This is a genomic window from Chitinophaga oryziterrae (assembly GCF_009758125.1).
GTDB classification, from domain to species: domain Bacteria; phylum Bacteroidota; class Bacteroidia; order Chitinophagales; family Chitinophagaceae; genus Chitinophaga; species Chitinophaga oryziterrae.
This window is the reverse complement of the sequence record NZ_WRXO01000002.1, coordinates 1-21,175: the sequence shown is the minus strand read 5'-3', so window position 1 is coordinate 21,175 and position 21,175 is coordinate 1. Positions and strand designations below refer to the sequence as shown.

At 42.8% G+C, this 21,175-nt stretch carries 18 protein-coding genes and 1 rRNA gene; 8 read left to right on the top strand and 11 right to left on the bottom strand.

What is annotated here, in order from left to right:
- Positions 1-2: 2 nt before the first annotated feature.
- The 5 genes from GO495_RS07670 to GO495_RS07650 are packed head-to-tail and all read left to right on the top strand — an operon-like array spanning position 3 to position 5,434.
- On the top strand, positions 3-1,208 hold the full coding sequence (locus tag GO495_RS07670) for a glycosyltransferase (protein ID WP_157299137.1): 1,206 nt from the start codon (positions 3-5) through the stop codon (positions 1,206-1,208).
- Positions 1,183-2,484, top strand: a complete 1,302-nt coding sequence (locus tag GO495_RS07665) for a condensation domain-containing protein (protein WP_157299136.1) — start codon at positions 1,183-1,185, stop codon at positions 2,482-2,484. The genes GO495_RS07670 and GO495_RS07665 overlap by 26 nt, the downstream gene beginning before the upstream one ends.
- A 10-nt stretch (positions 2,485-2,494) precedes the next feature.
- A complete protein-coding gene (locus tag GO495_RS07660) occupies positions 2,495-3,772 on the top strand; it encodes a condensation domain-containing protein (RefSeq protein ID WP_157299135.1) in 1,278 nt (425 codons plus the stop codon).
- A 10-nt stretch (positions 3,773-3,782) separates the two neighbouring features.
- Entirely contained in the window at positions 3,783-4,274 is a 492-nt protein-coding gene (locus GO495_RS07655) for a hypothetical protein (protein ID WP_157299134.1), read from the top strand.
- 56 nt (positions 4,275-4,330) lie between these two features.
- Complete coding sequence (locus GO495_RS07650; RefSeq protein WP_157299133.1) at positions 4,331-5,434, top strand: hypothetical protein; 1,104 nt, start codon at positions 4,331-4,333, stop codon at positions 5,432-5,434.
- A gap of 52 nt (positions 5,435-5,486) precedes the next feature.
- On the opposite strand, the gene GO495_RS07645 is transcribed toward GO495_RS07650, so the two are convergent.
- The 4 genes from GO495_RS07645 to GO495_RS07630 form a co-directional block, all read right to left on the bottom strand.
- Entirely contained in the window at positions 5,487-6,113 is a 627-nt protein-coding gene (locus GO495_RS07645; protein ID WP_157299132.1) for a response regulator, read from the bottom strand.
- 91 nt (positions 6,114-6,204) lie between these two features.
- The gene (locus GO495_RS07640; protein WP_157299131.1) at positions 6,205-7,428 is read right to left on the bottom strand and encodes a lanthionine synthetase C family protein; all 1,224 of its coding nucleotides are present in this window, start codon (positions 7,426-7,428) and stop codon (positions 6,205-6,207) included.
- A gap of 7 nt (positions 7,429-7,435) precedes the next feature.
- Positions 7,436-7,603, bottom strand: a complete 168-nt coding sequence (locus GO495_RS07635) for a hypothetical protein (RefSeq protein WP_157299130.1) — start codon at positions 7,601-7,603, stop codon at positions 7,436-7,438.
- A 20-nt stretch (positions 7,604-7,623) separates the two neighbouring features.
- Positions 7,624-7,776 (bottom strand): class I lanthipeptide, encoded by a 153-nt coding sequence (locus tag GO495_RS07630; RefSeq protein WP_157299129.1) that lies wholly within the window; start codon positions 7,774-7,776, stop codon positions 7,624-7,626.
- A gap of 209 nt (positions 7,777-7,985) precedes the next feature.
- On the opposite strand from GO495_RS07630, the gene GO495_RS07625 reads away from it, so the two are divergent.
- A complete protein-coding gene (locus GO495_RS07625; RefSeq protein ID WP_157299128.1) occupies positions 7,986-11,051 on the top strand; it encodes a lantibiotic dehydratase in 3,066 nt (1,021 codons plus the stop codon).
- Here the strand turns inward: GO495_RS07625 and bla are convergent.
- The 6 genes from bla to GO495_RS07595 all read right to left on the bottom strand — a co-directional run bounded on the left by bla (position 11,011) and on the right by GO495_RS07595 (position 16,554).
- Positions 11,011-11,901 carry a class A beta-lactamase, subclass A2 gene (bla, locus tag GO495_RS07620; RefSeq protein ID WP_157299127.1) on the bottom strand — a complete coding sequence of 297 codons (891 nt, stop codon included), beginning with the start codon at positions 11,899-11,901 and terminating at the stop codon, positions 11,011-11,013. The genes GO495_RS07625 and bla overlap by 41 nt on opposite strands.
- Before the next feature lie 73 nt (positions 11,902-11,974).
- Positions 11,975-13,360: a tRNA uridine-5-carboxymethylaminomethyl(34) synthesis GTPase MnmE gene (gene mnmE, locus GO495_RS07615; RefSeq protein ID WP_157299126.1), complete on the bottom strand. Its 1,386-nt coding sequence runs from the start codon at positions 13,358-13,360 to the stop codon at positions 11,975-11,977.
- Between the two features lie 79 nt (positions 13,361-13,439).
- Positions 13,440-14,276, bottom strand: coding sequence for an energy transducer TonB (locus tag GO495_RS07610; RefSeq protein WP_157299125.1), 837 nt, complete (start codon positions 14,274-14,276; stop codon positions 13,440-13,442).
- 41 nt (positions 14,277-14,317) lie between these two features.
- Positions 14,318-14,911, bottom strand: coding sequence for an ExbD/TolR family protein (locus GO495_RS07605; protein WP_089782327.1), 594 nt, complete (start codon positions 14,909-14,911; stop codon positions 14,318-14,320).
- A gap of 65 nt (positions 14,912-14,976) precedes the next feature.
- Positions 14,977-15,624 carry an ExbD/TolR family protein gene (locus GO495_RS07600; RefSeq protein WP_157299124.1) on the bottom strand — a complete coding sequence of 216 codons (648 nt, stop codon included), beginning with the start codon at positions 15,622-15,624 and terminating at the stop codon, positions 14,977-14,979.
- A 69-nt stretch (positions 15,625-15,693) separates the two neighbouring features.
- A complete protein-coding gene (locus GO495_RS07595; protein WP_157299123.1) occupies positions 15,694-16,554 on the bottom strand; it encodes a MotA/TolQ/ExbB proton channel family protein in 861 nt (286 codons plus the stop codon).
- A gap of 727 nt (positions 16,555-17,281) precedes the next feature.
- Between GO495_RS07595 and GO495_RS07590 the strand changes: the two genes are divergently transcribed.
- The gene (locus GO495_RS07590; RefSeq protein WP_157299122.1) at positions 17,282-19,846 is read left to right on the top strand and encodes a zinc-dependent metalloprotease; all 2,565 of its coding nucleotides are present in this window, start codon (positions 17,282-17,284) and stop codon (positions 19,844-19,846) included.
- 124 nt (positions 19,847-19,970) lie between these two features.
- Positions 19,971-20,999 (top strand): substrate-binding domain-containing protein, encoded by a 1,029-nt coding sequence (locus tag GO495_RS07585; RefSeq protein ID WP_170302649.1) that lies wholly within the window; start codon positions 19,971-19,973, stop codon positions 20,997-20,999.
- Positions 21,000-21,061: 62 nt separating this feature from the next.
- On the opposite strand, the gene rrf is transcribed toward GO495_RS07585, so the two are convergent.
- Positions 21,062-21,173 (bottom strand): 5S ribosomal RNA (gene rrf, locus GO495_RS07580).
- Positions 21,174-21,175 lie beyond the last annotated feature (2 nt).

Below are 21,175 nucleotides of genomic sequence, written 5' to 3'. Positions count from 1 at the left end.
TTATGCCAAAATTCATGTTTGTGGTACCGCCCTTCTTTGGGCATATCAGTCCTACACTAAGCGTAGGCGCCAGTTTAATTTCCAGGGGCCACCAGGTAGTATGGGTAGGTATCAAAGAACTGGGCGCTGAACATATTCCTGCAGGAGGAAAATTCATCGTCCCTCATGAAGAACTGGCAGAACATCAGGCAGATATCCAGCGCATCCTCAAAATGCAGGATGAAGGCCCTAAACTCTCCGGTGTGGAAACCCTTAAACTGGCACTGGAAGAAACCTATCTCCCCTTCTGCCGTTATATCATGAAAGGACTCTCCCGTGTAGCTGATGAGTTCCAACCTGATGTGATCATCAGCGATTGTATCACTTTTGCCGGCGCTATCTGCGCCTATAACAAAGGCATCCCCTGCGTAACAACGACTCCTGTTCCTCCTGATGTAACAGGCGACACCATGCAATCTCCTAAAATATTCGAATGGCAAAAGAACCTCATCCTGGGCCTGCAGCGTGAGTTTGGCGTGTATACAGACGACTACGTGATCCATTCCCGCGACATGAACATCGTCTTTACCTCTAAAGAATTTGCCGCCAGTAAAGACACATCTGAGCATATGCAGTATGTAGGTCCGGTAAAGGGAAGACCCAACAATACCCCCTTCGACTGGGACAGGCTGGCTGCAGTTACCACACCCAAAGTATTTGTATCCCTGGGTACCTTACTGGTAGACATCCGCAAAGATTTCTTTCAGAAACTTATTGAAGCATTTGCAGATCAGCCACTCACCATCGTAGCGGCTACAGATCCCGCTATCTTCGATAAATGGCCGGATAATTTCATTGTGCAGGGCTACGTGCCACAGTCTACCCTCATGCCACATATGGATGCAGTGATCTGTCATGGCGGGTTTAACACCGTCAATGATGCCTTCCTGAATGGTTTACCCATGCTCATTACTCCTATTGCCTATGACCATTTCCATACCGCCTCTCTTATAGAGAACGCCGGCTGTGGCGTGAAGCTCCGCTATAAACGCCTGCGGGTAAGCGACCTTAAAACCGCTATGTGGGATGTACTGGAAAATGAAAAGTACCGGATAGCTGCACGGCACATCCAGGATACTTTCATCAAAGCAGGTGGTAATGAAAAGGCAACAGAATTACTGGAAACATTTGCACAGAAAACATATGAACAGACAACTACTCTTTCTTGAAAGAATTCTTTACGGAGATGGTGTAACGCCGTTTAATATTGTCTTTGTGGTGAAAATAGCAGGAACTATTTCCCATGAAAACCTCCGGAATGCCCTTACGAAAATACAGGCTAAACATCCTTTATTAAGATCGGGTATTAAAACCGATGATAAAAAGATGCCTCACTTCTTTATCAATGATAAGGCGCCGGAAATCCCTATACGCATCATAGAGCGCAGGCATAATGATGACTGGATAGAGGCCTCTAAAGATGCCTGGGCCAATGTATTCGATACACAAAATGGCCCGATGATGAGCATCACCTGGGTGAGATCTCCTGGTACTTCAGAACTGCTCATGAGCCTTCATCATTGTATGTGTGATGGAGGAGCTGCTATGCTACTCATCCGGGAAATACTGGACCTGCTGGATAACCCTGAGAAAGAGATAGGTCGGCATACCGCCTTCACCACCATACAGGATATTGTTCCCCCCCAAATATTACATGGCAGGAAACAATTATTCAAAGCAGCCGTGAATGGTGCTGTTGTAAGACTCGCACTATCCGCAGCAGCTACCTTTATCTCCCCCGGAAAGACCGTAAAATTCGACAGGAAAGCAGATTACCTTATTAGCTGGAAGTTCAGTAAAGCTGATTCTTCCGCCTTATTCAAAGCCTGTTCCGCAGCAGGTGTTACTGTAAACACCGCTTTATGCGTAGCATTCCTGAGTGCCTTCCGTGAAGTGAGAGGTGTTGCTGCGCATAACAAAGTAACCTGCCCCGTAGATATCAGGAAGTTCGTGGAGAATATCCGGAAGGATACAATGTTCTCCTTTGGTCTTGCACTTACTTTATCTATGGAGAAAGATCCTTCCATGAGTTTCTGGGAAAAGACCCGTCTGTTACAGAAGAAGGTCACGGATAAAATGGCTGGCATGAATCCCTACGATTTCCTGATGACACTCGAAAATGCACATTCCACAGTACATAAAATGCGGAAGGTACTTACCTATGGTAAAGTAGGGAATGACCTGATGTTTTCTAATCTGGGCAAACTGGACATTCCCTGTCATTTCAATACGTTCGATATTGAAACGATTTACAGCCCTTCGGTGATTGGCCCCTTTGCTAATCCGACGACCATCATTACTTCCACGTTCGACAACCAGATCGACTTTACATTTATTTCTAACGACGGGCTGTTGCCTTATTTAGATGCCCTGTCCATCAAAGACAGTGCTATCACATTATTGCAGCACGAAACCGCTCCCATAACGGAGACGGTACTATCCTAATAAACTTACTATGAACAGAAATTTAATCATCGGTGAAAGGATCATGTATGTAGATGCAAAAGAAACCGTTAACTGTGTATTCACCGCAAAGATTCGCGGCCGGATTACTGAGCAACAATTAAAAACAGCCCTTGCCGGTATCCAGCGCAAACATCCTTTATTACGGGTAGTGGTCCGTGAAGATGAAAAAGGCAGACCCTATTTTGTTACCAATACCCAGATCTCTGAAATTCCTGTACAGATCGTAGAACGCTTTTCCGACGATGACTGGATCGCGGCCTCCGAGGCAGAATGGGAATACCGGTTTAATGTGCAGAAAGGGCCACTGGCCAGGATATTATGGCTGAGATCCGACGATGTGTCCGAACTCCTGCTGGTATGCGCCCATTGCATCTGCGATGGCACCTCCATCCTTACGTTGATGCGGGAAATGCTGCTACTGATGGACCATCCCGATACCTCACTGGAACCCTACGAATCTTTTGAATCAGTACATGCCCTCATTCCTCCTCATATCCTCTCTAATAAAAAGATGAAGATAAAAGCCTGGCTCACCTCATATATAGCCGGATTCTTTCTATCTCTCAAAACAAGTAAGACGAAAGTTGTTCCAGGCAAAAACTACCTGTTACACTGGAAAATGGATGAGGAAAGCTCTACCATACTCACCGGCCTGTGCAAACAGCAGAAAACCGCTCTGCATGCCACTTTCTCAGTTGCATTTCTCGAAGCCATGCGGGAATTAAGGGGCAATAACGCAAAAGGCAATGTCATTTACCCGGTAGACATCCGCAGGTATATCCCTGAAATAAAAAACGATCACCTCTTTGCCTTTGCCCCCATTGAAGAATTGCCTGTCATAAAAGATAACGCTGCCGAGTTCTGGACCAAAACCCGGAAACTCCGGAATGACCTGGCCGGCAGAATCGATGTAATGAACATCCATCAATTACTACTGATGAGTGAATACTTCCATTCATCCGTAAAAAAACTCGTCACCTATCTGAGGTCCAGCGATGGTACCCATGACGTAACCCTGTCTAATATGGGACGCCTCAACATCCCCGACAAATACCACTCCTTCCGGTTGGAAACCATTTACAGCCCCAGCGCCTGCTTCCCCTGGAGAAATCCGAATACACTGGTGATCAGTAATTACCGGGGAGAAATAGACTTCAGCTTTATTTCTAATGAAAGCTTCCTTCCAAAAGAGGATGCGAGGGTGTTGACGGACAGGATGATGGAAATACTGTTTGAGAAAATGGGCGTTTTAGAACAAGCCTCCTAAATAATTTTATATGGAATTCCCGGGAGAACACTTACTGAAGAAGTTCACTAAAAAGCAACTGCTCATCTCTATCATCTCTAATGTGACTATTAACGGAGTAGTGCCTTATTTCAATTTTGACGACCGGCATGCCGTTCACCTGTTCCGGGGAGCTCATCCACTCGCAAGGTTTGTATTACCTATGGCAATATTCCTCCCTTTCTTCATTACCCTGGATATATCGAGAAAGACCATCACGCTGATAGAGGAGCATACTTCCAGTACGCTGTTCTCCCCTCATTTCCCTAAGAACAAATTCCTGCTTAAAACGGCAGGAGTAAACGCAACTATTACATTATCAGTAATATTATGTTTAATGCTTGCTTTACATGCATTCTTACCCCCTGATTACAGCTTTGACGGGTTGCTTCTGTCGATCGTATCAGGACTGCTGGGCGGAGCCATGGCTGTCATTTTTGTACTCCAGCCCATCAATAAGGTAAAAAAGCTATATCCTGTCTAACACTCGGGAATATTACATAATTTAGTGACAGTGAAGTTCACTAAATAGAACCATGCATGAAAAGGATTATCGCATTGATTGTGTTCATATTGCCACTTGCACTGAACGCACAGACTAAACTTGCCGAAAACATTGTTGAAGACCTTACTACAAAAATGGGAGAACGTTACCTGGCGCAAACGGACCTGGGAATGTTATTTGTAGCGGAAGAACTGTCGCGCAGCGGTTCCGGGGGGCTTGATATTGATAAAACAATGACAGAACTGAAAGGCGATCCGGCGGCCCTGGATGCAGCCCTGAAGTTTTACTACCAGTACAGCGACTGTAACAGGCAACAACTCATCGCTAATCTGAAAACATTGGGTATAAAGGAAAACAGCGTATTCCCCATCGCTACTTATACCGTTAATAAGTTCAAAGGCGAAGCCAAGACCCTGCTGGAAGATAAAGCGGCATTAATCAAATCAGGAGGAATGCCGGTATTACCACCTCCGGGTTCAGCAAAAGCGAAACCGGCCCCCACACCAACTACTTCTGACAACGATAACACTACAGCTACAGAACCAACTCCTGCTACAACTACATCTCCCGGTACAGTTCCTGAACCAGGTACTGCCACTACCCCAGCGGCAAAACCTGCTGAGGATGGATATAACTGGGACGTACGTACCTTGTTCAAACTTCGTAAGCCGGAACAACTGGAAGAATTATACGGTAAGGAACATGTAACCTCACATGGAGCTACAGACCTTCAGGGTAATGATGCCGGTACCGCTTATTACGTGTTCCCGGATACAGATAACGAGATGGAAGTAATTTTTGATGGAGAAAATGGTACTGCTATCACCTTCACCAAAGAACACTCCAAATGGAAATCTCCTTTTGGAATTAAAGTAGGTGATCCATTGGATAAAGTAGTAAAAGTAAATGGCAGGCCCTTTAAGATAAACGGATTCGAATGGGAAAACGGAGGAACAGTAGATAGCTGGGAAGGTGGAGCCATGGCAGGTAAAGGAGTAGGCGTACTCTTCAAAGCCAATAATACCGGAGATCCTAAATTATACGACCAGGTAACAGGTGGCAAGAAGATAAAAACAGATCAGTCTGTGCTGAAGAAACTGGACGTTGTTGTAGAGAAGATCGTATTTAAAAGCAATTAATCAGATCATTATCAGATATCAGGGCTTACCGGGTATAACGGTAAGCCTTTTTTTATACCAGTAACTTATTGTTAATCGCATATTTAATCAGCATAGCGGTATTCTTTACTTCCAGCTTTGCCAGTAGATTTTTCCGGTGACTATTCACCGTATCTGCACTGATAAACAATTGTTCCGCAATCTCAGGATTTGTATTCCCCTCTGCTATCAGGAACAGCACTTCCTTTTCTCTTCGGGTAAGATGAGGGAAGTGGTGCCGGGCATTATTCCTTTCATCCTGTATCGCCAGTTTTGCTTCCTTAGAGAAATAAGTGTCTCCTTCATATACTACATGTATGGCGTACAACAGTTCTTCTCTCTCTACATTATTCAATACATATCCGCTTGCACCGTTTTCTATCATGCCGGTCACACATTTCCCTTCAGTAAGGGAACTCAGTCCTATTATCATGATTTCCGGATACTCCATCCGGATAGTAGCGCAGAGGTCAACCCCGTCCATATCAGGCAGGCTGACATCCATCAGAATAAGATCAATAGTATTGTTTTGTAAGAAGGTCAGACAATCATTACCATTTCGGGCGTGTCCGGCTATTATGATATCTTTTTCAATACTTAACAATGAATACAATCCTTCCAATATCAATGGATGATTATCTAAAATATACAGGCGGATCATGGCGTTTCCGGTTTAAAAAGATAACGGGTTACAGGCGCTTGAGGATAATTGGCATTACTATATGTAATATAAGGAAAGTTTAGGAGACATCTCATGACAAAAGCAAACACCGGTCCCAGGCAGGTGTGGTAGCAGGGTCCAGTGCTGCAATCAATGACAACCCTATTCCGGAGATACCTTCCAGTATACCGTAACTGTTTTCATATTTTCCATCAGCATAAAATTTAAATCCCGCCAGGCCATCTTTCCATGTTTTCATTTGCAGTGTTTGTTGTAACCAGTGTTCTGCGCCCAGTAATAAACGCGGGTCTTTTAGCGTTAAATAAGCCCGCCTGTAGATATGTGCAATGCCTGCACTTCCATGACAAAGACAAGCGTCAGACACACTGCCGTTGTTATTATTTCGATGTTGCAACGTGTACGTAAAAATCTTATGTGCTTCTTCTTTGTATTGATCGTTCTCCAGCCAGTTTCCCGTATTTAATAAGGTCATGGCGATACTAAGGTCCCCATAACACCAGCCCAAACGGCTTTGCTTGCCTGTCATGGCTTCATTTTTTTCATTTACCAATACAGGGTATAAAGATGTAATTCCTTCTTCCGGTTCATTCCTGGTTGATAACAACCAGTCGATGCTTTCTTTCATCAAAGGACTCTTTATCCCTTTCTGGTGGAGTATCCCTAAAACGGATATAATGGAAGGTGTGCCATGTGCCAGGCCAAGATTAAAGGCCGGTTCTTCCGGGTCTCCTAACCTTGTTCCGAAAACAAAATCCCGCCAGCGGACACCTCTTTCATCCCGGTAAGCTACAGCTTCCAGTTGCTTTACTAATGTATTTAAATAAGGGGAGGGTTGTTCTTTTTCAAGAAAGTATAAAGCAATGCCTAAGCCTTCATGCAGAAAATCATACCTGTTTTCCTTTATCTCCTGTTCCATGACCTGCCCCAGGAGTGTATCCACTTCCCCGAAAACATCTTCCATTCCGTCCGCACTGGCAAATTCTGCATTGATAAGATGTTGTATACACCACACTATCCCTGAAATCCCATTGCAATGTGAGGGGACCAGTTCCTCTTCCGATAGTGCCTGTATACTTTTTAATAATAGGGTATGTACCTTCTTAAGGTGTTTCTTTTTACCGGTGAGGTTGTAGTAATAGGCATAGAATAAAGCGCAACCGGCATAACCGCCCAATAAGCCGGGCGGATTTTCCTGTTCTGTGTAGTAGTCAAGCGCAACACTGATCTCCTGTAAAACCTTCTTATAATCCATATCTGTGAAAAGCAATGGTGGAGCTTTATTCAGCTCCACCATTTGTTACTTAAAAACGGCAGGAATCAACACTGCAGATGGGAGCACCCTGACTAATATCATTGGTACAAACCTTAAATGATTCTGTATAGATGTTAGCACCATTAGGTTTTGACTGACTCAAACTTGCAATTTTAATTTTACCGAGCTGTAATTTTTTTTCTGCTGTCTTTTTCATATTAAATTGATTTTTAGGAGTTAATACTGTGCTACCGGAGGAGGAATGCATTTTAAAAGGCTACATCCAGTGTAAGTAGGTGCATTGGCATGTTGCATAGAAGACTGTGTAGTGTTCAGTTTTGCAATTTTGATTTTGCCAAGACTGAGTTTCTTTACCGATTCTTTTTTCATGACTTTAGCATTATAGGTTAAAAATAAATGGGAAACCTGCTGTGGCATGCTGGCACAGATGACTTCCCTTTTAAAGATAATTATAAACAAAGGTTGCCCTCATCACAGGAAAAGGGGATTTTTTATGTTTTTTGTCAAGTAGAAAAAATATCACCCTTTCAGGGGGGATCTGATACTGGTCAAATAAGTTAACTTATTGACCATTTTACATGCCTCTGCATTATTTTATGATAGCCGTTAAAGATTTCTATTTACTCAGAACACCATTGTTGCCAGTAAATTTCTTAGACCAGTTCACCAAAATTCCTTTCAAAGATTTGTCTGATAAGATCAAAGAGATCTTTCATGATCCTTATTTGACAGAAGCTATTTACATTGCTTCTCCTGAGTTATACCAGGAGTTAACGAAGTGGCTTTCCGTTGACAAAGAAGAACAGAAACTGGTCTTATCATTATTCAGATATCTGTTGCGCATGTGCACCCGCAGTACACCTTACGGGTTGTTTGCGGGTAGCGCTACCGGGCAGTTCAGCGATCATACCCGTATAGAAATTGCTCATCCTGATCTGCATAAGAAACATTGCAGGCTCGACATGAACTATGTAGCTGAGTTAGTATCTGATATCTCTCAGATTCCTGAAATACAATCCCGCTTAATCTTCTATCCTAATAACTCTTTATACAAAATTGCAGATACCTTCCGTTATGCAGCTTTCACTATTAAAAATAAGTTCAGGCATTATACATTAACATCTGTTAACTATACCGGCTATCTGCAGCAGATACTTACAACAGCTGCTGATGGTGCCACTATTCATACCTTATCTTCCTGTATTGCCGGTGAGGATATTTCTTATGAAGAAGCAAATGAGTTCGTTCATGAATTAATAGACAGCCAGTTATTAATCAGTAACCTGGAGCCGACCATTACCGGGGAAGAATTCTTTTCTATTCTGATTAAAAGCGTGGGAGACGCGTTCCCTGATCTGCATACAATCCAGGAATTATTGCGACAACCAGGTAATGATATTGATAAATACCTGCAAACACATACGCTGGTAAAAAGCCTGCTCCCTGATACCAACAGCAAAGACCTGGTACAAACAGATTTGTTCCTCTCTACTGTTCACAATACTATCAGTAATACACTGATCAATGATATCCAACAGCAAATCGTTCCTTTATGGAAGCTGTCAAGGCGCAATCATAATCCTGATCTGCAACAGTTCTGCCAGCATTTCCGCGACCGTTATGAAGAACAGGAAATCCCGCTGGCTATTGCACTGGATACAGAGGCAGGAATAGGATACACCGGGTATACCGGTGATCATAATCCTTTAATAGATAACATCTTTATAAAGAATAAGGACGAAGCGAAAACTGTCACCTGGAATAAATTGCTGCAATTCCAGTCGCAACGCTTACAGCGTTGCTTACGCAATAATGAAACGGAAATAGTCCTCACGGATGAGGATCTCGATGAACTGAAAGAAACGGATACCCCTTCCTTGCCGGATAGTCTGTACCTGATGGGCAGTATCCTTGGCAGTGGTGCATCAGCTATAGATGAAGGCAATTATCTCTTTGAATTCACCTCCTGTGGCGGGCCATCTGCGGCTAATCTTTTAGGAAGATTTTGCCATGGTGATGCTGCGCTCAGCGAAAAGGTGCAGGCTTGCCTGCGTGAAGAAGAGCAGCAAAACCCTGATTGCATTTATGCGGAGATCATACATTTACCAGAAGCCCGTACGGGCAATATCTTAGCCCGTCCCAGGCTACGTGATTACGAAATCGTCTACCTTGGGAATGGCAGTGTCTCCCCTGATCATCAAATCCCTATCACAGATCTGATGGTAAGTGTAAAAAACAACATCATCATACTCCGCTCAAAGAAACTAAACAAACGAGTCATTCCCAGATTAAGTACCGCACACAATTTCAATGCTGGCAGTCTGATTGTATATAAGTTCCTTTGTGATTTACAATTCCAGGAATTACATCATGCTACCGGATGGCAATGGAACCTTCCTGAAGAAGAACGTTTCTTACCCGCTGTACGGTATAAAAAAATCATCCTTAGCAAGTCTACCTGGATTCTCTATAAAAAAGACTATCCCAGGTTAAAAGATATCAACCATATTAAAGAGCTCTGCAAACAATTGAATCTTCCCCGCTATATTACAATTACGGAAGGAGATAATGAATTGTTTATTGATACGGAAAGTGAGTCCTGTCTGCAATTGCTATTAAACACACTGTTAAAGAAAGACCGTGTTGTCATACAGGAGATGCTCAGTAGCCCGGATAACTGTTGGGTAACTGGCTCCAATGGCCACTTTACACATGAGTTAATCATTCCACTTAAAAGTACTTCTTCCAGAAAAGAACTACTTCTTCCTCCTGTTACAGAAAACATACCTGTAAGGAATTTCATGACAGGCAGTGAATGGTTATATGTAAAGATTTATTGTGGTACCAGTACAGCAGAGAAGATATTGAAATCGATCATGAAGCCTCTGATCAGTTCTCTTATGGCAGAAGGACTGATAGACAAATGGTTCTTCATCCGTTATTCAGATCCTGATCATCATATCAGAATCCGTTTCCATCATTCATCCAATCCAATCTTCTGGATGGAGGTGTTAGAGAAATTATATGCATCCTTTAGCGGGAGTGAATTAATCTATAAAATCCAGACAGATACCTATGTAAGAGAACTTGAGCGCTATGGATTGTCTACCATGGAACTCAGTGAATCTATCTTTTGTTTTGACAGTGAAGCTGTACTCGATTGTATTGATCTGCTGGAAGGAGAAGACGGAGAACTCTTCAGGTGGTTATTGGCTGCCCGTGGTACGGATATGCTGTTACAGGATTTCGGCTATACCTTAACACAAAAGTCCCTTTTGCTGAAGAAAATTCAAAAGCACTTCTTTGAAGAATTTGGCGGGGACCAGGCATTACAAACACAGTTGAATGATCAATACAGGCAGCATATGCGGCGACTAAGCAGCTTCCTTGATACCCATCAGGATGCAGCCAATGAGATTGAAGAAGCCACTGCATTATTCCACACCAGGTCTTTGCGTATACGTAACCTCATTAAAGAACCTGTGCATGAATTAATCTCCAGTTATATTCATATGTTTCTGAACAGGATGTTACTCTCCAATCAGCGCAAGCATGAATTAGTGATCTATCATTTCTTAAGTAAATATTATGATTCCCAGATAGCTATTTCAAAGAAGCATAGTGATCCCAGAAAACTTTCGTGATCTCTGCGATAACAGCGTCCCTTCTTTTTTCGTCGGCAGTAGCATTGCAAACAAAAACGACTATGGCAAAATGTTTGCCATTGGGCAAAGTAATAACCCCTGCATCATTGGTAGCGGCTGTAACGCCTTTATCATTTGTGCCGGAACTACCTGTTTTATGTGCAACAACGGTATTTTCAGGTAGTATGCCTCTTATCCTGTCAGGCCCTGTTGTAGTTCCTTCCATCATCTCTTTCAGCACGCTAATACTGGGTTTTGACAAGTATTTCCCTTTATAAATGCCATCCAGTAACTGTAATATTGCGCCCGGTTCAGCCCAGTTAGTAAACTGCACATTCCATGTCCGGGCCATTTCCTCTTCTGTAGCTGCGATAGCAATGCTATCTATCCCAATGCTATGTATATACTTATTAACATTGGCTGTTCCTCCCAACAACCTGAATAATATATCACATCCGTTATTATCACTTTGAGATACTGTATATCCTAATATCTCTCTTAGCGGCAGATCAACATTTCCTTCCGGGTATTTCTTTCTTATAGGACTCCATGTTGGCAGCAGTTCTTCTTTACGAATATGAATCTTTTGGTCTAATGACAACTTACCTTTATCTACTTCGTGCAGTACTGCTATCGCCAAAGGCATCTTGTAAACACTTTGCATCGGGTAATGCAGGCTTCCGTTCAGCGTAAATGTATCTCTGCTTTCCAGGTGTATTATAGCCACGCCCACTGTACCTTTCGCAGTGTTAGCTATTTCCCCCATCTTAATTCTTAGACTATCTTTTTGTGCAAATACTTCGTTTGATAAAAAACAAACTGCTAAGAAGAGTAATATTCTTGTCTTCATATAAATAATGGTTAACGTCTTCCTTCAAATATATATAAAAAGCCAGTTGGATTTAGGGAGATAGGTAAGTTGGCTACTTACCTATACAAAATTTACTAAAAATAAAATCAAGCTGATCCTCATTGGTGATCTGACCTGTGATTTCGCCCAGGAAGTGCAGGCACCTGCGTATATCGAGGGATAAAAGATCACCGGGAAGCTGGTTGTCCAGTCCTTGTTGTACATCCAGTAATGAGCGCAATACTTCCTGCAGGGCAGCGTAATGGCGGGCGTTGGTAACGATGGTATCTTCTGTATTGATATCTCCACTCATTACTTTATGCACCAGTTTATCTTTCAGGTCCTGGATATGTTCATGCTGACGGGCGGAAATAAATAAGATACCAGGTATACTGCTGAATTTTTCCCGGGTAGCAGGTAAACCCGCTATATCAGATTTGTTACCGATCAAGAGGTAGTTGATATGCTCGCGTTCAAAGGTTTCTGTTTGCAGTTGCAAGTCCTGTACAGAAGTCTCATTTACATCGAAGAGGTATAACACCACACCTGCCTCTTTGATCTTCTCCATTGTTTTTTGCACACCAATGCTTTCGATCGTATCTGTGCTTACGCGGATACCTGCTGTATCGATGAGGCGGAAGAGGATCCCGTCAATATTCAGCACTTCTTCTATCGTATCGCGGGTGGTCCCTGCAATCTCACTCACTATGGCCCGGTTCTCATTTAAGAGGGTGTTAAGCAATGTGGATTTACCTGCGTTGGGCTTGCCTACAATAGCGGTGTTTACACCGTTTTTGATCACGTTGCCCATGCGGAAGGAATCCACCAGATGCTGTACCATTTTCATCGCTTCACTGATAAGACGGTATAACTGTGTACGGTCTGCAAATTCTACATCTTCCTGACTGAAATCCAGTTCCAGTTCTATCAAGGCTGAAAAACTTATGAGTTGTTCGCGGAGTACATGGAGCTCTTTGGAGAAGCCTCCCCTCATCTGCTGCATGGCCGTCTGGTGGCTGGCCGCAGAATTACTGGCTATCAGATCAGCTACAGACTCCGCCTGGGTAAGGTCTAATTTGCCATTAAGGAAAGCTCTCATGGTAAATTCTCCGGGTTTAGCCATCCTGGCACCTGACTGGATACAGGCATCTATGATCTGTTGCTGGATATATGGAGAACCGTGACAGGAGATTTCAATGATATTTTCGCCGGTATAGGAACGGGGAGCTTTAAACAGGCTGATGATTACTTCATCAATTGTTTTTCCTTCAAACACGATAGCCCCAAAGTGGAGGGTGTATCCTGCCTGTCCGTTCAGGTCTTTGGAAGGGAAGATCGAGTTACAGATGTCAATTGCATGCTTGCCACTTAAGCGTATTACTGCTATTGCTCCTATGCCCGGAGCGGTAGCCAGTGCCACTATTGTATCATCGTATCCTGTAAGATTATTGCCTAACATGGGCGCAAAGATACCATAAATAAAAAATCCCTGTCCTGGCAAAGCCTGAACAGGGATTTTTTAACAAATATCTTATCTGCTACTCTTGCAAAGTAAAGCGGATAGGAAGGTTGAACTGTACGGATACCTGACGACCATTTTGTCTACCAGCTTTCCATTTAGGCATGATTTTCACCACGCGAACAGCTTCTTCTTCCAGGCCACCGCCTTTTGCAGCGCCAACAGTTTTTACATCTTTGATGTTACCTTCAGAGTCTACCACGAACTGTACGAACACAGTACCAGAGATAGCATTCTCCTGCGCAACGCGAGGGTAGTGAATGTTCTTGCTCAGGAACTTAGCCAGCGCTTCTTCTCCACCGGGGAAGGTAGGCGGCTGTTCTACGAATGTGAAGATCTCTTCTTTAGGAGGTGGCGGTGGTGCTTCTACCACACCGGTACCTTTACTGTCTTCCAGTAATCCCGGATCAATACCGTTAGGATCACCTTCTACTGTTTTAGTACTCACCGCTTTATCCTTGATTTGCTCTATTTTCGGTGGTTCCTCGTCTGGTGGTACCTCGTTATCCTTTTTGATAACAGGGGGAGTGAACTGTACAGACGGTTTCACCGGTGGAGGTGGAGCTGGTGGTGGCGGAGGAGGAGGTGGAGTCTTCGGATCATCCGGGAGCTTCACGTCTTCCATCTTTATCTGCTCAATTACTGGTTTATTCGGGTTTTCTGATTCAACCTTCATAATGTAGTAATTGATAGCATAACCTATGATGACCAGCAATATCAGGATGGTACTACCGATGATGGCATTACGCAACCTTTTATCATAATCTCTTCTCAGGTCATAAGCCCCATACTCCTTATTCCTGTTTTCAAACAGGATATCCAGAAAATCGGACTTTGCGAGTTTAGCGGTATCCATTGTTTCAATTTTATAAGATGGATGCAAAAGTTAATTGTTCATTATTGGTTACCACCGCCGTTTGCTGCTTCAGTCTGCTGAATCCAGGTTTTATCCTGGTCGCTGATATCCACTGTTGCGTAACGTTGAATACGGTTAATAGCCATTTCGTCCAGGATGTCTACAAAGTCCTTATAAGTAGCGTCATTATCAGCTTTTATAATAACTACAACATCTTCCGGCTCACCTTTTGCATTTCTCAATTGAGCAACCGCATCGCGCTTCTTGATAATTACATCACGGATGCCATTAGCATTGGCAAAGGTGGTTGCTTTGAAAAAGTCAGGATTGGCGGATGCATTCGGGTCTTGCGCCAAACCTTCATAATAATATACCCGATCCTTTTTTCCTAGCAGTATTGTGAGGGCAGTGCTTTCTTTTACTTTATTCTGCTCTTTCTCATCCTTTGTATCTTTCGGCATGATCAAGTCCATTGTTTTGGGCTTGCTCATGGTCGTAGTCAACATAAAGAAAGTGATCAGCAGAAAACCCAGATCCACCATCGGAGTCATGTCTACGCGTGTAGACTGCTTCTTTGATTTCGTACCCTGGTGTTTGCCTTTCCCGCCACTACTGCTGGTATCCATTTCTGCCATAGTAGCTCTTTTTTTAAGTTTTCAAAAGCAGTTCTGTACTTCCGTACAGCCTGCTGTTTACTAGTTTATTTGTGTTCGTCACGGGCCAGAGCGGCTGCAGTGCCCGGAGGCGCTGTTTCGAGATTGGTCACCAGGTTCAGTTTCTGTATCTTTTTATCCTTAAAGGTGTCAAGGATTTCCTTGATCTTAGGATAAGGCGTACCGTTGTCCGCCTTGATGCAGTACTGTAACTTTGGGTTTCCGCCCTGTGCATTTCTCGCGTATTCAATCCAGACAGCTACTTCGTTATTAGCGGAGTCAGAAGGGATACCTGTTTCCAGACCGGATTTCTTTCTTTCAGCAGGTTTAACTGCCAAGTAGGATTTCAGGTTTTTGATTTCAGTACCTACACTCGCACCAATAGTAAAGTTGTTGATTTCAGCAGGAGTGAGACCCAGTTTGTACTGAGTATTCAGATCCTCGATGAGCTGCTGCCTTTTGGGCTGGCCGTCCATGCTGAAGAACACTCTACCATCCTTGTCAACCGTCAGCATGATTACATCAGAATCAGGCAACAATTTGGTATTGATTGAAGACGGAGTAACCACAGTTACCGGTTCGTCCGGCTTGAATTTAGTTGCCAGCATGAAGAAAGTGAGCAGCAAGAAGGCCACATCACACATCGCTGTCATGTCGACAAGCGTGCTCTTCCTGGGCATTTTAACTTTAGGCATCTTTACTCCTTTTTTGGTTTACTTTATATAGATTCAAAACTGCTGATATTCCACACAGATAATTAAAAATTATTTGTGGTTAGCAGCGAAGCTCTGTGTTAAAGTAAATCCAGACTCATCGATAGCGTAAGTGATGCTGTCAATGTTAGTTGTAAAGAAGTTATACATGATGATAGCTACTGCTGAAGTACCAATACCTAATGCGGTGTTGATCAAGGCTTCAGAGATACCCATCGCCAGTTTAGATGAATCTGGTGCACCGGAAGCGGACATCGCAGAGAATGATTTGATCATCCCTAATACCGTACCGAACAGACCTAACAGGGTTGCTACAGAAGCAATGGTAGATAAGAACACCAGGTTCTTTTCCATCATAGGCAGTTCAAGAGCAGTTGTTTCTTCGATTTCATTTTTGATACTCAGGATCTTCTGATCAGTATCCAACTCAGTGTTGGTGATCATTTCCTTGTACTTTTTCAGACCAGCTTTCAGTACGTTACCAACAGAACCTTGTTGTTTGTCGCACTCTGCCAGCGCTGCATCCACATTCTTGTTAGCCAGGTGATACTGTACTTTTCTTACCAGCTCAGCGCCGCTGAATTTACCCTTTGCTTTGCTGATGTAAAGGAAACGCTCAATTACCATCGTGATGCAAATCAATAATACAGAAATAAGGATCGGTACAATCACACCACCTTGATAAACAGTGGCAAACCAATGCCCCATACCATCTTCAACCGGATGTGCGTTTGGTCCCTTAATCCCGCCCTGGAAATTCGCAGGGTTTCCCAATACGAAAATATAAAAGAGCACACCTATTACGATACAAATAGGTACAGCCAACAATGCAAATAAGTTGGATGATTTCTTAGGTTGATGAGAAGTCGCTTTGGCAGAAGCTGGAGTCACAGTTGTTTTAGTCTCAGCCATGTTGATTGAATTTTAGTGTTAAAGATTAAACTATTGTTTTTTGTTATTTCTGCAATATAAATACGTGATTCGCAAAGATATACGGTTGATCCAAAAAAACAAGTGCAGCTCAAAAAATCTCACAAAATTTAACCTCCGCCTCAAAAGCCCGCCAGTAGCTGACTTTACCATTCCATTTTTTTATTGAGCGTACACTTACAATATTTAAATACAACTTATATCAAAGATGGGTTACTACCCTTAATGATAACTGTCCTCAGAACCTGAAATTTATTGAATTTGTTCAAAGTTGGACGCACAATTTAAGAAATTTTTTAAATGTTCCAACAGAAATTTTATTATTGTAATTTATCCTGTTTCCCGCTACCACACTCACTTTCCTCCCATTTACCCTCTTTTCATGACTATTTAATTTTAACGTTTTTAACGTTTACCTCGCAATATTCATCCTATTCCCTGCTTCCGAAAATGCTTATGACACGGGCTTTGCCGCTCCTCAAACGCATCGTAATATAAACATAAAAGATGCCATATCAACAATTTTATTCATAATAATATAACAGGTGCAGTTACAATTTCACATCACAAATAAGTAGCCCGAATTTCCATTCCTATAGCTTTTCCGGCGTTTATGGATTTCCCTGATAAGTTACTGCTTAATATGTTTATTTGCAACTTACTTGGTGAAAAAACAACCTTGATCAAAAACCACCTTTAATAAGTACCAATGAATAAACATGTTATCCGGGCCTTTGTCACAATTGTAATTAGTACACTTATAACGGGAATGATCTTCCCTACCACTACACTGGCTCAAAAGAAAAACAAAAAAGACTCTGCTCCTATAGCGGTGAAAGATTCTACAGTACGCCCTCCTATGCCTGCTAAAAGTGGTCCAAAAACAGATCCGAAGAAATTCGCAGATGTGATTAAAGCCGATGCTAAAGCAGATTCAGGCCTGTTCAATATTTATAAACAAGAGGATAAAGTATTTTTCGAAATACCTGATTCACTATTGGGGAGAGATATACTCATTGTGAACCGTATTTCGAAATCTGCTGCTGGCCTGCGTTCTATGATGCTGGGGTACAGCGGGGATGAAATAGGAGAGAACGTTATCCGCTTCGAAAAAGGCCCTAACAATCGCATTTTCCTGAAGAACATTTCCTATTCTGAAACGTCTAAAGACTCATCCCAGCCCATGTTTAACGCTGTGATGAACTCTAATATCCAACCTATTGCAGCTGCTTTTGATGTAAAAGCATTCTCTGAAAAAGGTAATAGCAGTATAGTAGAGATGACAGATTACATACAGGGAGATAACGAGATCTTCTTCTTTGATCAACGGAGTAAAGCAAGTCTTAAACTGGGTTCTGTGCAACAGGATAAGTCTTATATCGTTGATGTAAAATCATACCCTATTAATACTGAGATTAAAACAGTTAAAACATATTCAAGAAGTGGCGGGCCAGCTGGTCCGGGCATGCCTGCTGCTATGGGTGGTAACGCTACGCTCGAACTAAACTCTTCCATGATATTGTTACCTGCGGTACCTATGGAATCCCGTTATTATGATCCGCGTGTAGGGTATTTCACTACTTCTCTTACCGACTTTGATGCTGATCCTCAGGGTGTGAAAAGATTATCCATGGTAACACGCTGGCGTCTGGAACCTAAACCCGAAGACCTTGAAAAATATAAACGCGGGGAACTTGTGGAACCAGCGAAACCCATCATATTCTACATAGATCCTGCTACACCCAAAAAATGGGTACCATTCCTGATACAAGGTGTAAACGACTGGCAGAGCGCTTTTGAACAAGCTGGTTTCAAGAATGCTATCATTGCAAAAGTAGCGCCTACTCATGATCAGGATTCTACCTGGAGCCTCGAAGATGCACGCTTTTCTGCGATTGTTTACAAGCCTTCTGATGTACCTAATGCAAGTGGTCCGCATGTGCACGATCCCCGTTCCGGTGAGATCCTCGAAAGCCACATCAACTGGTATCATAACGTGATGCACTTACTCCGTAACTGGTATTTTATACAGTGCGCTCCCAATGACCCAAGGGCACGTAAAATGCAGTTTGATGATCAGCTGATGGGAGAATTGATCCGTTTTGTTTCTTCTCATGAAGTGGGACATACACTGGGATTGCGTCACAACTTCGGTTCCAGTTCTGCTTATCCGGTAGAAAAACTGCGTGATAAAGAATGGGTTAAACAAAATGGCCATGCTGCCTCTATCATGGATTATGCCCGGTTTAACTATATCGCCCAGCCTGAAGACGGCATTACCGGTGCTGATCTCTATCCCCGTATCAACTTCTACGATAAATGGGCGATTGAATGGGGCTACCGTATTATCCCCGGAGTAAATAATCCGGAAGCCGAAAAAGCGACACTGAATAAATGGACTATCAATAAACTAAAGGAGAAGAAATACTGGTTTGGTACTGAATCTAATCCTGATGATCCAAGATCTCAGAATGAAGATCTGGGTGACAATGCAATGAAAGCAAGTGCATACGGCATTAAGAATTTACAACGTATCATTACCAACCTGATTTCCTGGACCAGTGAGGCAAATGAGGACTATACAAATCTGACAGAGCTGTATCGGGAAATAAACACCCAATTCGGCCGCTATATCGGTCACGTGACCAAAAACATTGGCGGTATCTATGAAACGCCAAAAACAGTAGAACAAGAGGGCGGAATTTATGAGAACGTTCCTAAGGCTACACAACAGGAAGCAGTACAGTTTCTTAACAAACAATTGTTCACTACGCCTAAATGGTTACTTGATAAAGCTATCCTGAGCCGTACCGGTAATAATCCTATTACTGTGATCAGTACGCGTCAGAACGCTGTATTGGACAAAGTAATGAGTGCTGCTACTCTTAATAAACTGATCAGTGCAGAAGCAACAGATGATGACGCTTATCAGGCAACTACCTTGCTGAATGATCTCAAGAAAGGTATCTTCTCGGAACTGGCTATGCATCAGCCAATTGATGTATATCGCAGAAATCTTCAGAAATCCTATGTGCAGCATTTGGCAGATCTGATGTCTGCCCCGGATCAGGGTAATAATTCTATCATGCTGATCATGACCGGACAACAACCTGCGGACGCAACCAAAACGGATGTAAGCAGTATTGCCCGTGCGCAACTGGTAGCATTACGTGCTGAGATTCGCGCTGCTACAGCAGGTATGACGGACAATATGAGCCGTTATCACCTGAGTGATTTAACGGAGAGGATCAATCATACACTTGATCCTAAATAATAACATTATATACTTTTATCTATTATGCAGTCCCTTATATACGGGACTGCATTTTTTTTATCCCATATCCATTGCCTGTGGTTGCTTAATATATTGCTATATTTATACACTGAACCTCAAGAATGTGAAAGAACGCACTTCAAAGATTACTATCTACGACATCGCCAGGGCACTTGACCTGTCTGCTTCGACAGTCTCCAGGGCATTGCAGAATAATCCGCTTATCAACCAGGAGACAAGGGAAAAAGTGAAAGAGACAGCCCTGGAAATGGGATATGTTCCCAACTGGATAGCATCAAGTTTACGGAAAAAGAAATCCAATATTCTTGGATTGATCGTTCCCCGTACTTCCATGTACTTTCAGAGTACTGCTATCAGTGGTATTCAGCATGATGCGCATAAGTATGGTTTTAGTATTGTTATCGGGCAGTCTGATGACACAGTAGAGATGGAAAAGGAACTGGTCAATACATTCTTTTCCTTACGTGTAGATGGCCTGCTGGCAGTATCTTCCATGTTTACCACTACTTACGAACATTTCAGTCCTTTTATCAGGAACAATATTCCTTTAGTATTTTATGACCGTGTACCTACTGACTTTGTTGGTTATACTATTACGGGAGATGATTTTAAGGGAGGATACCTGGCAACTAAACATCTTATCAGCCAGGGCTGCAAGCGCATTGCGATCTTCTCTGGGATGCTGACATGCAATCTTTACCAGGAACGTTTATCGGGTTATAAGGCCGCATTAGCGGAACATAATATTCCTTTTGATGAGGACTTATTGTATGTGCATAATCTAACATCAGAAGCGGCAACTATAGCTGCACAGGAATTACTTTCTTCACCAGTACTACCAGACGGGCTTTTCGCAGCCAATGACACTTCTGCTGTTGCATTTATACAGGAGGCCAGGTTGCATGGTATTAAGATTCCCGAACAGATAAAGGTGGTAGGGTATTCGAATGATCAGTCTTCACGTATTATTACGCCCAGTTTAACCACGATTGAGCAGTCTGGTTATAAAATGGGTCAGAAAGCGGTAGAAACTATAGTGCAGTTAATTAATTCAAAGGAGACGAAGGAGGTAACGAAGAATTTTGTGTTTCCGGTTGAGTTGATACCGAGAGAGTCTACCCGCAAGAGCTAATTTAGCGCTGGACTTAATACAATAAAAAAAGCCCCGACTGTTGTCGAGGCTCTTTTCAATAAATATGGCAGCTACCTACTCTCCCGCATGATTGTGCAGTACCATCGGCCATGAGGGGCTTAACTTCTCTGTTCGGAATGGGAAGAGGTGAACACCCTCGGCAAAACCACCATAAG